Origin of the sequence: Pseudescherichia vulneris NBRC 102420 (assembly GCF_000759795.1) — a bacterium.
GTDB classification, from domain to species: Bacteria; Pseudomonadota; Gammaproteobacteria; order Enterobacterales; family Enterobacteriaceae; genus Pseudescherichia; species Pseudescherichia vulneris.
The window spans coordinates 257,502-270,793 of record NZ_BBMZ01000007.1; the positions used below are offsets into that span (position 1 = coordinate 257,502).

15 protein-coding genes are annotated in these 13,292 nt (G+C 57.7%); 7 read left to right on the plus strand and 8 right to left on the minus strand.

Going from position 1 to position 13,292, the window contains the following annotated elements; translation table 11 throughout:
• Positions 1-62: 62 nt before the first annotated feature.
• A complete protein-coding gene (locus tag EV102420_RS05235; protein WP_042389740.1) occupies positions 63-1,289 on the plus strand; it encodes an EAL and HDOD domain-containing protein in 1,227 nt (408 codons plus the stop codon).
• A 3-nt stretch (positions 1,290-1,292) separates the two neighbouring features.
• Here EV102420_RS05235 and sanA read toward each other — a convergent pair whose 3' ends face one another.
• From sanA to EV102420_RS05255, 4 genes are all read right to left on the minus strand, one after another.
• The gene (sanA, locus tag EV102420_RS05240; RefSeq protein ID WP_042389741.1) at positions 1,293-2,012 is read right to left on the minus strand and encodes an outer membrane permeability protein SanA; all 720 of its coding nucleotides are present in this window, start codon (positions 2,010-2,012) and stop codon (positions 1,293-1,295) included.
• Between the two features lie 125 nt (positions 2,013-2,137).
• A complete protein-coding gene (cdd, locus tag EV102420_RS05245) occupies positions 2,138-3,025 on the minus strand; it encodes a cytidine deaminase (protein ID WP_042389742.1) in 888 nt (295 codons plus the stop codon).
• Positions 3,026-3,154: 129 nt separating this feature from the next.
• Entirely contained in the window at positions 3,155-3,850 is a 696-nt protein-coding gene (locus EV102420_RS05250; RefSeq protein ID WP_042389743.1) for a CidB/LrgB family autolysis modulator, read from the minus strand.
• Complete coding sequence (locus EV102420_RS05255) at positions 3,847-4,245, minus strand: CidA/LrgA family protein (RefSeq protein WP_042389744.1); 399 nt, start codon at positions 4,243-4,245, stop codon at positions 3,847-3,849. The genes EV102420_RS05250 and EV102420_RS05255 overlap by 4 nt, the downstream gene beginning before the upstream one ends.
• 208 nt (positions 4,246-4,453) lie before the next feature.
• Between EV102420_RS05255 and dusC the strand changes: the two genes are divergently transcribed.
• The 3 genes from dusC (at position 4,454) to EV102420_RS22485 (ending at position 7,321) form a co-directional block, all read left to right on the plus strand.
• On the plus strand, positions 4,454-5,407 hold the full coding sequence (dusC, locus tag EV102420_RS05260; RefSeq protein WP_042389745.1) for a tRNA dihydrouridine(16) synthase DusC: 954 nt from the start codon (positions 4,454-4,456) through the stop codon (positions 5,405-5,407).
• A gap of 138 nt (positions 5,408-5,545) precedes the next feature.
• On the plus strand, positions 5,546-6,985 hold the full coding sequence (gene mdtQ / locus EV102420_RS05265; protein WP_042389746.1) for a multidrug resistance outer membrane protein MdtQ: 1,440 nt from the start codon (positions 5,546-5,548) through the stop codon (positions 6,983-6,985).
• Between the two features lie 162 nt (positions 6,986-7,147).
• Entirely contained in the window at positions 7,148-7,321 is a 174-nt protein-coding gene (locus EV102420_RS22485; RefSeq protein WP_165570652.1) for a hypothetical protein, read from the plus strand.
• 94 nt (positions 7,322-7,415) lie between these two features.
• On the opposite strand, the gene yohP is transcribed toward EV102420_RS22485, so the two are convergent.
• Complete coding sequence (gene yohP / locus EV102420_RS23005; protein WP_000698460.1) at positions 7,416-7,499, minus strand: small membrane protein YohP; 84 nt, start codon at positions 7,497-7,499, stop codon at positions 7,416-7,418.
• 178 nt (positions 7,500-7,677) lie between these two features.
• On the opposite strand from yohP, the gene EV102420_RS05275 reads away from it, so the two are divergent.
• On the plus strand, positions 7,678-8,448 hold the full coding sequence (locus tag EV102420_RS05275; protein ID WP_042389749.1) for an SDR family oxidoreductase: 771 nt from the start codon (positions 7,678-7,680) through the stop codon (positions 8,446-8,448).
• A gap of 17 nt (positions 8,449-8,465) precedes the next feature.
• Here the strand turns inward: EV102420_RS05275 and EV102420_RS05280 are convergent, their stop codons facing one another.
• Positions 8,466-9,044 (minus strand): DedA family protein, encoded by a 579-nt coding sequence (locus EV102420_RS05280; RefSeq protein WP_042389752.1) that lies wholly within the window; start codon positions 9,042-9,044, stop codon positions 8,466-8,468.
• A 163-nt stretch (positions 9,045-9,207) separates the two neighbouring features.
• On the opposite strand from EV102420_RS05280, the gene EV102420_RS05285 reads away from it, so the two are divergent.
• Both EV102420_RS05285 and pbpG read left to right on the plus strand, forming a co-directional pair.
• Positions 9,208-9,795 (plus strand): Yip1 family protein, encoded by a 588-nt coding sequence (locus EV102420_RS05285; RefSeq protein ID WP_042389754.1) that lies wholly within the window; start codon positions 9,208-9,210, stop codon positions 9,793-9,795.
• 154 nt (positions 9,796-9,949) lie between these two features.
• Positions 9,950-10,900 carry a D-alanyl-D-alanine endopeptidase gene (gene pbpG, locus EV102420_RS05290; protein WP_042389756.1) on the plus strand — a complete coding sequence of 317 codons (951 nt, stop codon included), beginning with the start codon at positions 9,950-9,952 and terminating at the stop codon, positions 10,898-10,900.
• A gap of 16 nt (positions 10,901-10,916) precedes the next feature.
• On the opposite strand, the gene EV102420_RS05295 is transcribed toward pbpG, so the two are convergent.
• Together EV102420_RS05295 and dld are read right to left on the minus strand one after the other, a co-directional pair.
• The gene (locus EV102420_RS05295) at positions 10,917-11,471 is read right to left on the minus strand and encodes a GNAT family N-acetyltransferase (protein WP_042389758.1); all 555 of its coding nucleotides are present in this window, start codon (positions 11,469-11,471) and stop codon (positions 10,917-10,919) included.
• Positions 11,472-11,485: 14 nt separating this feature from the next.
• Positions 11,486-13,216 carry a D-lactate dehydrogenase gene (gene dld, locus EV102420_RS05300; protein ID WP_042389759.1) on the minus strand — a complete coding sequence of 577 codons (1,731 nt, stop codon included), beginning with the start codon at positions 13,214-13,216 and terminating at the stop codon, positions 11,486-11,488.
• Positions 13,217-13,292 lie beyond the last annotated feature (76 nt).

Here is a 13,292-nt window from a genome sequence, read left to right on the forward strand (position 1 = left end):
GATCTCAGAGGGGATTTAGCTATAGTTAAATTTTGCCGCTAGCATATGCCATGGAGAGGAGTATGTACTCATTTGTTGCGAGACAACCCATTTTTGACAAAAACATGGCGACCGTTGGTTGGGAGCTGCTGTTCCGTGACGGGTTAACCAACCGGTTTCCAGACGTCTCGTCTGAGTATGCGACAAAACAAATTATCTCCGATCTCTTCTTCTCTACGCCGCTGCCCTCGCTGGTGGGCAAGCACGCCTGCTATATCAACTTTCCCGGCGAGATGATCGTCCAGGGCTTTGCCGATGCGCTTCCTCATGACAAGGTGGTTATTGAGATCCTTGAGACGGCAACGCCCAATAACGAACTACTGGCCGCCGTGCGTCGCCTCTACGCTGGTGGATTTCAAATCGCCCTCGATGACTTTGCCCTTAAAAGCGAGTGGGAGCGCTTTTTTCCCTATATCAGCATTATTAAATTCGATATTCAGGCCCAGACCTTTGATGAGATCTCAGGCTATGTTACGCAAAACCGTAACCGTCTAGGCAAGGTTACGCTGCTGGCTGAAAAGGTCGAAACGCAGGAGGAGTTCGATCGGTATCGCGCGTTCGGCTTCGATCTCTTTCAGGGCTATTTCTACAGCAAGCCCGAGGTGTTGCAAAACAAGCGGCTATCGCAAAATAAGGTGTTGCAGCTCCAGCTGATTGCCGAGGTCAACGCCCAGAACCCGGATCTGGCGAAAATCGAAAATTATCTCAAGAGCGACATCAGCCTCTCCTATACCCTTATGCGCTACACCCGCAACGTGGTCTATAACACGCGCGGCATTGAGATAGTGAAAAACAGCACCCTCAAGGACACGCTGCTCTATCTTGGCTTCAACGAGCTGCGCCGCTTTGTCTCGATCTCCTGCCTGACCAGCATCGCCAACGTGAAGACGACCGAGCTGTACCATATGAGTCTGGTGCGGGGAATGTTCTGCGAGCTGCTGGCCAAAGCGGCAGGGCGGGAATCGCTCGCTCATGACGCCTTCTTCTGCGGTCTGTTCTCGCTGCTGGACGTCATCCTTGGCATCGCGCTGGAGGATCTGGTTAAGCAGATCGCCCTGTCCGAGCGGGTTACGCAGGCCCTCACCGAGCGGGAAGGCGTGCTTTATCCGTTCCTGGAACTGGCCCGCCTCTATGAACAGCAGCGCTGGGATGAGGTTAACGCGGCGGCGAAGAGCCTCGGGCTGGCGCCTGAAGCGGTGATAGAGATCATGAAGCGCGCCACCACCTGGGCAGACAATATCGCCTTCTGAGCACTATTTTTTCGCTTTCGGCTGTAGATCCATCAGCTGCTCCGGCGTGACGGCGGGGTAGCCCTGCGCATCGTCCGGCACATCCTGGAGTGAAGAGATAGGCAGCAGCGGGCCGAGGAAGCGCGGCTCGCGTTTGAAGATATAGAGATCCGCCAGTGCGCCAAGACGCGCACCAAATTCTCGCACCCGCACGGTGAGCATATCTTTCGGCGAAGGTACGGCGTAGCACTGGGCCTGAATACCCCGGTGCAGGGCGATAAACAGCGCACGCTCGCAGTGGAAGCGCTGGGTGATGATAATAAAGTCGTTGGCGTCGAAGACCTTACGGGTGCGCACGATGGAGTCCAGGGTGCGGAAACCCGCGTAGTCGAGCACGATATCCTGCGGGTCCACCCCGGCGGCAATCAGATCCTTGCGCATGGTGACCGGCTCGTTATAGCTCTGCAGAGCATTGTCGCCGCTCAGCAGCAGATAGTTCACCTTGCCGCTGTTGTAGGCGTTTAGCGCCCCCTGAATGCGGTAGCGATAGTACTGATTAATCACCCCGGTGCGGTAATACTTGGCGGTACCCAGCACCACCCCAACCTGGCGGTAGGGCAGATCTTGCAAATCGTCGTAGATCCACGGGGAGGTTTTCCAGCTTATCCAGCGGTCAAGAACAAGCGCAGTTAACAGCAGCAAGCCGATGATGACTAACAGGCTGTATAACAAACGCTTTAACATGCAGATAGCTCGATGCGGAGATGAAATTTCATTCAGGCTACTTTACCCGCAGAGGAAGCGCAAGAATCAGCGATTCAACTGCGGGGATTTTCATCACAATCATTTCATTGTGTTATTGCCGTTGCTCAGGCAGGCAGCGCCACACGCTCAACATAGCGGCAGCCCAGCGCTCTCAGCGTGGCGGAGGTCGCGTCCCACTGGGTGAGCGGCGCGTCCGGGCGTTCAGCCAGTACGGCACGGCGCATATCCGGATAATCGTATCCGTTCAGGCTCAGCAGATTGAGCGCCCCCTGTAACGGCGGCAGGGAGGGGTTGAAAGCGGCATTTTCCGCATAGCGCCCGGCGAAAATCTGCCCGTTGCTCAGCTCAATGGCGACGCCGGAGGGGGCGTTGCTGTAAGGCGCATGGCTCTGATTGGCGGCGGTGATGGCCGCTTTGACCAGCGCCTCGCCCTCAACCGTGAAACCGTGATCTTCGTCATCCATCAGCAGAGTATTAATTTCCAGATCCTTGGGACCAAAGGCGTCGGGCAGGTAATCCGCCAGAGTATGTGGATCGCGGCCTGGGAGAGCAATACGCAGATCGAGGCCGCTGTTCAGCTCGTTCATAAACTGACGGCAGTGCCCGCAGGGGGTGTAGTTAACGGTGATAGCCACCAGGGATTTCTCACCGCGCAGCCAGGCGTGGCTGATGGCGCTCTGCTCGGCGTGGACGGTCTGCTGCATGCTGGAACCAATAAACTCCATATTGCCGCCGAAGTACCATGTGCCGCTCACTCCGCGGGCGATAGCACCCACGTTAAAATGCGACAGATCGGCCCGGGCGCAGGCAGCGGCCAGCGGCAGGAGCGCAAAGGCCAGCGCATCTTCATCCAGTCCGGTGGCGCTAACCAGCGCCTTCACCTGCTCCGCGCTCAGCATGGCGGGAAAATGGTCATCCGCAAGAAGGGGGGCTAAAGCGGATTGCAGATCCTTCGCAAGGTTAGCGAAAGCCGAGTGAAAACGTGAATGCATGGCGTTGCCTCATAGCAGTGTAATGGGAGCCTAGTGTAAAGAGCGTAAGGCGCTTTATATGTGATTCAAATCACACTGTATATGCAACTTATGAAATTCAAATGAAAAATGCGCGACGCATCGCAAATTTTAGCCCACCAGCGTCAGGATCAGCGGGAAGAGCAGGGGAGCCATCAGCGAGGTGATAATCCCGCAGAGAACCAGCGCCAACGAACTGAATGCGCCCTCCTGATAATCCAGCTCCGCACAGCGTGCTGTGCCCAGGGCGTGGGAGGCGGTACCCATTGCCAGACCCCGGGCCGCTTTAGTGCGAATACGCATCAGGTTTAGCAGGGTATGACCAAACACCGCCCCAAGAATGCCGACAAAAATTACGCAGACCGCGCTGATGGCCGGAATGCCGCCGATGCTGCCCCCTACCGCCATGGCAATCGGCGTGGTAACCGATTTTGGCAGTATCGAGGCGGCGATCTCCGGCGAGGCCCCCATTAACAGGGCAACGGTGGTGCCGGTGACCATCGCGACCACGCTGCCGATAAAGCAGATGGAGATAATTGATTTCCAGCGGGCGCGGATCTGATGCAGCTGCTCATACAGCGGGTAGGCCAGCGCCACTACGGCAGGCTGAAGCAGATCGTTAAGGATTTTGCTCCCGGCGAAATAGCGCTCATAGGGTATGCCGGTCAGCAGCAGGAAGGGGATCAGTACCACCATCGCCACCAGCAGCGGATTGAGCAGGGGCATCTTAAAACGCATCGCCAGCTTGCGGGCCGCAAAGAAGACCGCAAGCGTTAGCGGCAGCGACCACCAGATATTTTCCATCACGATTTCGCTCCTTTCTCACCCGTTACCTTGCGCTCGCCGTGCACCAGGTGCGAGCTCCAGCTCACCACCAGGAAGACAACAAGCGTACTGATCGCGCAGGAGACCACCACCGGCCCGAACTGCGCCCGCAGCACGTCGTAGTACTGCATCACGCCCACGCCGATGGGCACAAACAGCAGCGCCATATAGCGGATCAGCACGTAGCAGCCGGGGTTAACCCATTTTGCCGGCAGGATTTGCAGTGCCAGCAGAAAGAACATAATCAGCATGCCGATAATGCTGCCGGGAATAGTAATGGGCAGCAGGGAAGAGATAGCGATCCCGGCATACAGGCAGGCATAGATCAGCACAAATGCGCGAAGATACTGCCAGATAACGGTCAAGGATTTAGACATGGTTCAAGCCTCTGATGAAACGCATTCATCATACAATTGATTCGATAACTGTGCTATCGATCACATCATGAATTGTGAGCATACCAAATATTCCTAAATGGAACGTCAGGCATTCATACAAGATTAGGCGTAAACCGGGCGATAAAGCCCCTTTCACCCATGGACCAGAGGCGCTACCATACGCGCCTCTTTTCTGACGGGTAACGTTATGCGTGTATTACTGGCACCGATGGAAGGCGTGCTCGATTCGCTGGTGCGCGAGCTGCTGACCGGGGTAAATGATTACGATCTCTGCATCACCGAGTTTTTACGTGTGGTCGATCAGCTGCTGCCGGTAAAGTCGTTCTATAAGATCTGCCCCGAACTGCATCGCCAGAGCCGGACGCTGAACGGCACCCCGGTGCGGATCCAGCTGCTGGGTCAGTACCCGCAGTGGCTGGCGGAGAACGCCGCTCGCGCCGTGGAGCTGGGCTCCTACGGGGTCGATCTCAACTGCGGCTGCCCGTCGAAGCTGGTGAACGGCAGCGGCGGCGGGGCGACGCTGCTCAAAGACCCTGAGCTGATCTACCGGGGGGCGAAGGCGATGCGCGAAGCCGTGCCCGCCTCGCTGCCCGTTACCGTTAAGATACGCCTCGGCTGGGACAGCGGCGCGCGGCAGTTTGAGATCGCCGACGCGGTGCAGCAGGCGGGCGCCACCGAGCTGGTGGTTCACGGCCGCACGAAAGAGGATGGCTATAAAGCAGAGCGCATCAACTGGCAGGCGATTGGCGAGATCCGCCAGCGGCTGTCCATTCCGGTGATTGCTAACGGTGAGATCTGGGACTGGCAGAGCGCGCAGGATTGCCTGGCGGCGACCGGTTGCGATGCGGTGATGATTGGCCGCGGCGCGCTGAACGTGCCCAACCTTAGCCGGGTGATCAAATATAACGCCCCGCGCATGCCCTGGCCGGACGTGGTTGATCTGCTCCAGCACTACAGCCAGCTTGAGAAGCAGGGCGACACGGGAATGTACCACGTGGCGCGCATCAAGCAGTGGCTGGGCTATTTACGCAAGGAGTATGCCGAAGCCGACGGCCTGTTCAGCGAGATCCGTACCCTGAAGCAGTCGGCGGCGATTGCCACCGCCATCGAGGCGGCGGCTAAACATATTCGGAAAGAATAGTACTATTTATATTATTGATAAGGTGAATATTTTTCCGGCTGTGTCTTTTTGTGACCGGCTGTGTTTTGCCACGCTTACCTAAAAAACCGGATAAAAGTGTGTGTACTCTGCAACGCCCTGGTTTAGCAGAGCGTATCTATGAGTCGTCCTTTTATTCTCGCCGCTGCGGCGTGCTTCCCGCTGGTATCCCTTCTTAGCGGATGCGCGCCGATGCATGACAGCGTCGTCCCCCTGAAAGAGCAGGCCCCGGCAGCGGTGGCTACCACTCGTTTACCTCCGGCGCTGGCCGCTGGCTGGCCGCAGAGCCAGTGGTGGCAGGCGTATCACGATCCGCAGCTTAACGCCCTGATTGAGCGCGCCCTGGCGCATGCGCCGGATATGCAGGTCGCAGAGCAGCGCATTCACCTTGCCGAAGCGCAGGCGCAGCGCGTCGCCGCCAACGAGGGTCCGCAGGTCGATTTCTCTGCCGACGTAGAGCGGCAGCGCATGTCTGCCGAGGGGCTGATGGGACCCTTTGCCATAACCGATCCCGCTGCCGGAACCACCGGGCCCTGGTATACCAACGGCACCTTCGGCTTCACCGCCGGTTGGGATCTGGATCTGTGGGGGAAAAACCGTGACGAGGTCGCGGCCCGCATTGGCAACGTACGCGCCCATGAAGCGGAGCGTCAGCAGACGCGTCAACTGCTGGCAACCAGCGTGGCACGCCTCTACTGGCAGTGGCAGACCGAGGCCGCCATCAGTCAGGTGCTGAACGAGATAGATCATGATCAGCAGACGATTGTGGCCGCCGACCGCCAGCTTCATCAGGCGGGCATTACCTCCTCGGTGGCGGACGCGGAAAACAGCATCGACGAAGGTAAAACCCGCCAGCAGCAGAGCGAGGCCCGGGGTAAAATGCGGGTGATTGAAGCCCGCCTGATTGCCTTGACCGATAGCAACGCCGCCACGCTGCATCTGCAGCCGGTCGTGTTACCGAAGGTGGAAGGTAAAATGCCCACGCAGCTCGGTTACGATCTGCTGGCCCGCCGTCCGGATCTGCAGGCGGCGCACTGGTACATTGAGTCCTCTCTCAGCAGCGTAGAGGCAGCAAAAGCCGCTTTCTACCCAGATTTAAACCTGATGGCGTTTTTGCAGCAGGATGCCCTGCATCTGAGCGATCTCTTTCGCCACTCTGCCCAGCAGATGGGCGTCACCGGTGGCCTGACGCTGCCTATCTTTGACAGCGGGCGGCTTAACGCCAGCCTTAACATTGCTGAAGAGGAGCATAACCTCTCTATCGCCAACTATAACAAGGCGGTCGTGGACGCGGTCAACGAGGTAGAGAAGGCGGCGGTGCAGGTCGAGACTCTGGCGGACGAGAATCAACGCCAGCAGCAGATTGAGCAGGATGCGGGACGCATTGTCGCGTTAGCCGAAGCGCGCTTTAAGGTAGGGATTATTCCCGGCATGCGTGTCAGCCAGAGCCGCCTGCCGCTGCTTCAGGAGCAGATTAACGGCATCACCCTGCACGGCCAGTGGCTGGACGCCACGTTGCAGCTCACCTCCACATTGGGCGGGGGATATCATCAGGCTTAATTATTTAGGTCTGTATTAAGCAGGATAAACATCTAAGGAAGGTTAACTTAAATGAGCGAAATAACTATTCAAGAAATCCATGAGCAATGCCTGGTGATTACTCAACAGGTTATTGAATTGATATAGAATTGAGTTATGGCAGAAAGCCAAACAGGAGGCATTATGAGCAAGCAAACTAAAAAATTTGATGCTGACAAAGCGACGGCTGCCGCAAAACGCTCTCTTGATTTCTGGGGAACTGTTGATGGTACAAGGCTTGCCAGAGTAGGTCACAATGAGAAAGAGATGGATATCGTGGGGCCAGAAAAGAGAGAAAAGTCGGCGCGATTTGCCTGACTCTCTCAGATTATCTAAATCATAAGGCTCCAGACAGGAGCCTTTTTGCTGCCTGCGTTTTGCCCCCTTACGGGGGCATGTTCAGGCGAACATCTTAGAAAATCATCTTAAACACGCCGGTTACCACCAACAGCCCAATCAGAAAAATAATTAAAATAGCCCAAAGTAAAATTTTCATCGTCCTGTCCTTTTGTCGTGACGTTTTGCTGATACCTCTGAAAGCATAGGCAATTATCTGCCGTTTTGCCTGGCCGACGCAGAAAATGGCCCGCCTCCTTGCGATAGCCGGGAACTCTCTATACTTACTGTTCAGCTTTTTCACGTTCCCCCTATCACTTCTTTTTGCGGAGGCTCTTATGGGCACGACAAACAAGGTTGCTATCGTCACAGCATCAGATTCAGGTATCGGCAAGCAGTGCGCGCTGGTATTGGCAAAGCAGGGGTACGACATTGGCATCACCTGGCACTCGGACGACGAGGGGGCAAAAGAGGTGGCACAAGCCGTTACCTCGTTTGGCCGCCGGGCGGAAACCGTGCAGCTCGACCTGAGTAACCTGCCCGAGGGCGCACAGGCCATTCAGACCCTGATCGACAGGTTCGGACGCATCGACGTGCTGGTGAACAACGCCGGGGCGATGAGCAAGGCGCCGTTTTTGGAGATGGCGTTTGAGGACTGGCGCACCGTCTTTACCGTTGACGTTGACGGCGCGTTCCTGTGCGCGCAGATCGCGGCCAGAAAGATGGTGGAGCAGGGCGAGGGCGGACGCATTATCAATATCACCTCCGTGCATGAGCACACCCCGCTGCCGGAAGCCAGCGCCTACACCGCCGCCAAGCACGCCCTCGGCGGGCTGACCAAGTCGATGGCGATGGAGCTGGTGCAGCATAAGATCCTGGTGAACTCGGTAGCGCCGGGGGCTATCGCCACGCCGATGAACGACATGAAGGATGAAGATGTCGAGGAAGGCTCAATGCCAACCATTCCCCTGGCCCGCCCTGGCCATACCCAGGAGATTGCCAGCCTGGTGGGCTGGCTCAGCTCTGAGGATGCGACCTATACCACCGGCCAGTCGTTTATCGTGGACGGCGGCTTTATGCTGGCCAATCCACAGTACAAACCCCAGTAGGCCACAGGCGGGAGGGGCTACTCTCCCGTCTCTTTATCTTTTGCCAGCCAGCGTTTGATCGCTGCCCGCAGTACAAAGACGACAACGACCGCCACAATCAGCCATATCCAGTGCTTCAGGTGCTGGTCCAGGGTGTGCAGCCACGGGCCCACCACTTCGCCGCCCACGTAGCCGAGGGTTGTAAAGATCAGCGCCCAGACGATAGCGCCCACAATATTGAGCGGAATAAAAACCCGTGGTGACAGGCCGCTGGAGCCTATCAGCAGCGGGCCGATAATGCGAAAGCCATACATAAAGCGGGTGCCGATCACGAAGAGCCACGGCCGTTTTTTAATTAACCGCTGGGCGCGATCGATTTTCTTCTGATGGCGCGAAAAGTGGCCTAACACGCGATCCCCCAGCCGGCGGCCAAGCAGAAAGAGCAGCTGATCGCCGATCATTCCTCCCAGCGCCACCGCCGCGACCACCAGCCAGAAGCGCAGCAGGCCCTGATGCGCCGCCACGCCGCCGAGCAGGGTAATGGTTTCACCTTCTGCCACGCTGCCCACGACGAGCGCGGCGTAACCGTAGTGCGCAATCAGGCTATTGATATCCATGCGGGTTCTGCTTCCTCCAGACAAAAAAGATTGTATAAGCATAGCGTCAGAAGAGAGTGAGCAGCGGACCATCGCGGCAGAGACCGCCTATTTGTACAAAAAATGATCGGCATTTGCATTATACTAAAGGCGTTATCATCAGGGCTGACAGCGAGGGGGCGTTATGAACCATGTCTGGGGACTCCTGTCCCATCCCGATCGTGAAATGAAAGTGATCAGAGGCGAAAACGAAACGATTTCGCACCACTATACCCACCACGTTCTACTGATGGCGGCAATCCCGGTTGTCTCTGCATTTATTGGTACCACCCAGCTCGGCTGGCACTTTGGCGAAGGTGTCTTCTCACGGCTGTCGCTCTCTACCGCGCTGCTACTCGGTATTCTTTTCTACGGCCTGATGCTGGCTGGCGTGGCGGTCATGGGGCGGGTTATCTACTGGATGGCGCGCAATATCCCCCAGCGACCGTCGCTGGCCCGCTGCATGGTCTTTGCTGGCTACGTCGCCACGCCGCTGTTCTTAAGCGGCCTGGTGGCGCTCTATCCGCTGGTCTGGCTCTGTGCGCTGGTCGGCACGGTGGCGCTGTTCTATACCGGCTATCTGCTCTACGTCGGCATTCCGACCTTCCTGAACATTAATCAGGAGGAGGGGCTGAGCTTCTCCAGCTCGACGCTGGCGATTGGCGTGCTGGTGCTGGAGGTGCTGCTGGCGCTGACGGTGGTGCTGTGGGGTTACGGCTATCGCCTGTTCTGAACCGGACGCAAACGATGGGTTACGTTCAGCAAAGAATCTTCTCTGGCGACAACGCATGATGGCAGCTATCATGCGTTGGCCAGCTTTTGCCATTTTCTGCCTGCAAAAGCGGTGTGCGTCATCACGCGCGTGAATAATCACCAGAAGTCTCACCATGCTGAAATTTCGAGTTTCCCTGTTAAGCCTTGCCCTGCTGCTGGCCGTTCCCGTCGCCCCCCAGGCGCTGGCAAAAACCGCTGCTGCCTCCACCACCGCTGCGCAACCTGAGATCGCCTCCGGCAGCGCGATGATTGTCGACCTGCAAACCAATAAAGTGATCTACGCCAGCCATCCGGATCTGGTGCGGCCGATTGCCTCTATCACCAAGCTGATGACGGCGATGGTGGTGCTGGATGCGCACCTGCCGCTGGACGAGCGTTTGAAGGTGGATATCAGCCAGACGCCGGAGATGCGTGGCATCTACTCCCGCGTGCGTCTGAACAGTGAAATTAGCCGTAAGAATATGCTGCTGCTGGCGCTGATGTCCTCAGAGAACCGCGCCGCCGCGAGCTTAGCCCACCACTATCCGGGCGGCTACGGTGCTTTTATTCGGGCGATGAATGCGAAGGCAAAATCCCTGGGCATGGTAAATACCCGCTTTGTGGAGCCGACCGGGCTGTCGATCCATAACGTCTCCACCGCGCGTGATTTGACGAAGCTGCTGATTGCCAGCAAGCAGTATCCGCTGATCGGCCAGCTCAGCACCACCCGGGAGGAGATGGCAACCTTCTCCAGTCCGGCCTATACCCTGCCATTTCGCAATACCAACCACCTGGTCTATCGCGACAACTGGAATATTCAGCTGACCAAAACCGGCTTCACCAACGCCGCCGGGCACTGCCTGGTGATGCGGACGGTGATCAATAACAAACCGGTGGCGCTGGTGGTGATGGATGCCTTTGGCAAATATACCCACTTCGCCGACGCCAGCCGCCTGCGGACCTGGATTGAGACCGGTAAGGTGCAGCCTGTGCCAGCCTCGGCGCTGAGCTATAAGCGCCAGAAGGCAGCCCAGATGGCGATCAACGCCACCAGCAGCGCGGCGCAAACCGCGCAGAATGATTAATCAGCTAAATAAGTAATTACTCAGGCAGCGTCCAGTCTCCATCGTTGAGCGGGCGCTGCATGATTAGCGTATCCCGCCAGTCTCCCTTCTTGTAGCCGACGCTGCGCAGCTGTCCCACCACTTCAAAGCCGTGGCTTTTATGCAGGCGCAGAGAGCCTTCATTTTGATGGCCGTCGCCAATCACCGCCACCATCTGCCGCCACGGACCCTCTTCACAGCGGTCGAGCAAGGCCTGCATCAGCGTACTGCCGATCTGCCGTCCGGTCAGGGTGGACTCAATGTAGATAGAGCATTCAAGGGTATAGCGATAGGCGTGGCGCGGGCGGTAGGGTCCCGCGTAGCAGTAGCCGACGATGATGCCGCGATAGAGCGCCACCAGCCAGGGCAGACCCTCGCCGGTAATTTTCGCGATGCGCTGACGCATCTCGTCAATAGTGGGGGGCACCTCCTCAAAGGAGGCGCGGCCATGCAGAACATGCCAGGCGTAGATCGCTGAGATAGCGTGTACGTCGTCCGGCCTGGCATCGCGGACTTCAACGTCGGTTATGGCTAAAACATCAACAGCAGACATCGCGCTGTACTCCTTTACGACTGGGACGGGTCAGCGCCTTCGCCCCAGTACTTCCGCTTACTGGTTTTGCCAATGCCGGGATTCATGCTGTTAGTGGGATCGAGCTCGCGATAGTTGCGTTTCAGGCTCTCAGCCGCCTCATACAGATGCCCGACGTTATGTTCAGCCGGATACTGCGCGCCACGCTCGTGCAGCAGCGCCAGCATCTGCGCTTTAAGCTCATGGACATCAACGCCTCGCTTGACGATGTAGTCCTGATGGAAAACGTGACAGAAAAAGTGGCCGTAGTAAAGCTTATGCGTCAGTTTGCTGGCAATAGCTTCCGGCAGCGTTTCAAACCACTCGGTGTCGTTGCGCCGCAGGGCGATATCCAGGGCCAGGATCTCTTCGACCTCATCGGCATGCACGGCCTGATAACGGATGGCAGCCCCCGCCGCCGCGAAGCGGTGCAGGAAGGCTTTGTTACCCTCTTCGGTGGTGCAGGCGAAGAAGCCGCCTTCGGCCTCGGTAAAATACTCCTTCAGCCAGCTCTGCGCTTCGGCGATGCCGTCCCCGGCCATTTTCAACAGCAGGTGGTGCTCATACTTGTTGCGCCAGCTTTTCATCCGCGGCGGCAGGTGGCCTGGGAAGACGCTGCCGACCCGCTGCATCAGGCGATCGGTGAAGTGAGGTTTAAACAGCGTCACCTTCTCCAGCATGGCGTCGGCGCGCCCTTTCAGGGTGAAGAGCATCGGCATCTTGTCGGTGCCAAGCTTGTCGATCATCAGGAAGGTATCTTTGCCGTAGCGCTCGGCAATATCGTAGATATCCCGATGCATATACTCAGCCGCCACCGGTAGATTATCAAAGTTGGCCAGCATATGGCGGCGGATCTCCGTCAGTACCGCCGGCTGGTTGGTGCCGATATAGAACACCTGCTGACGCTTGGCGGCGGCAAAGGTATCGAGGCGCACGGCGAAGACCGCCAGCTTGCCCGCGCAGCCGGAGGATTCAAACAGACGATCCGGATCGGCATTGTAGCGCGCAGGGGTATCGGCCTCGATATCGCGCACCCGCTCCACGTAATCGCTGTCATGGGCGTGACGGCCATCATGACGTACGTCAGCATCGTTAACGCGCTGGTCGTCGAGCTTGCTGAGGATCTGCTCTGGCGTCTCGCCGAGATCAATCCCCAGATGGTTCACCAGCCGCAGCTGGCCCTGCTCGTCAATGCGGGCAAACAGCGACATCTCGGTGTAGGCCGGGCCGCGCTGCACCAGCGAACCGCCAGAGTTATTGCATACCCCGCCAATCACCGACGCGCCGATGCACGACGAGCCAATCACCGAGTGCGGCTCCCGGCCCAGCGGCTTCAGGGCTTTTTCCAGCGCATAAAGGGTGGTTCCAGGGTAGGCCAGCACCTGCTTGCCCTCATCAATCAGCTGGAGCCGATCGAGGCGCAGGGTGCTGATAATCACGATATCGCGATCGTAGTCGTTGCCGCTCGGCGTCGAGCCTTCGGTCAAGCCGGTATTCGCCGCCTGCATTAAAATGATCTTATCGTTACGCACGCAGAGATTGAGCACGTGCCAGAGCTGCAGCAGCGTCTCGGGGAACACCACCGCCAGCGCCTTGCCCTCGCCGGAGCGAAAGCCTTTGCGGTAGCGGGCGGTCTTGGCCGGATCGGTAAGCAGCTGCGCATGGCCTACTAGCCGGGCAAGTTCGCTGAGAAAGAGGGTGTTATTTTGTAGGGACACAGCAGACATTTTCCACTCCTTGTGGCAAGGCCAGAATCATCTGATAAAGCATAGCGCGGGAAAATCTATCCCGGCGAACTAATTG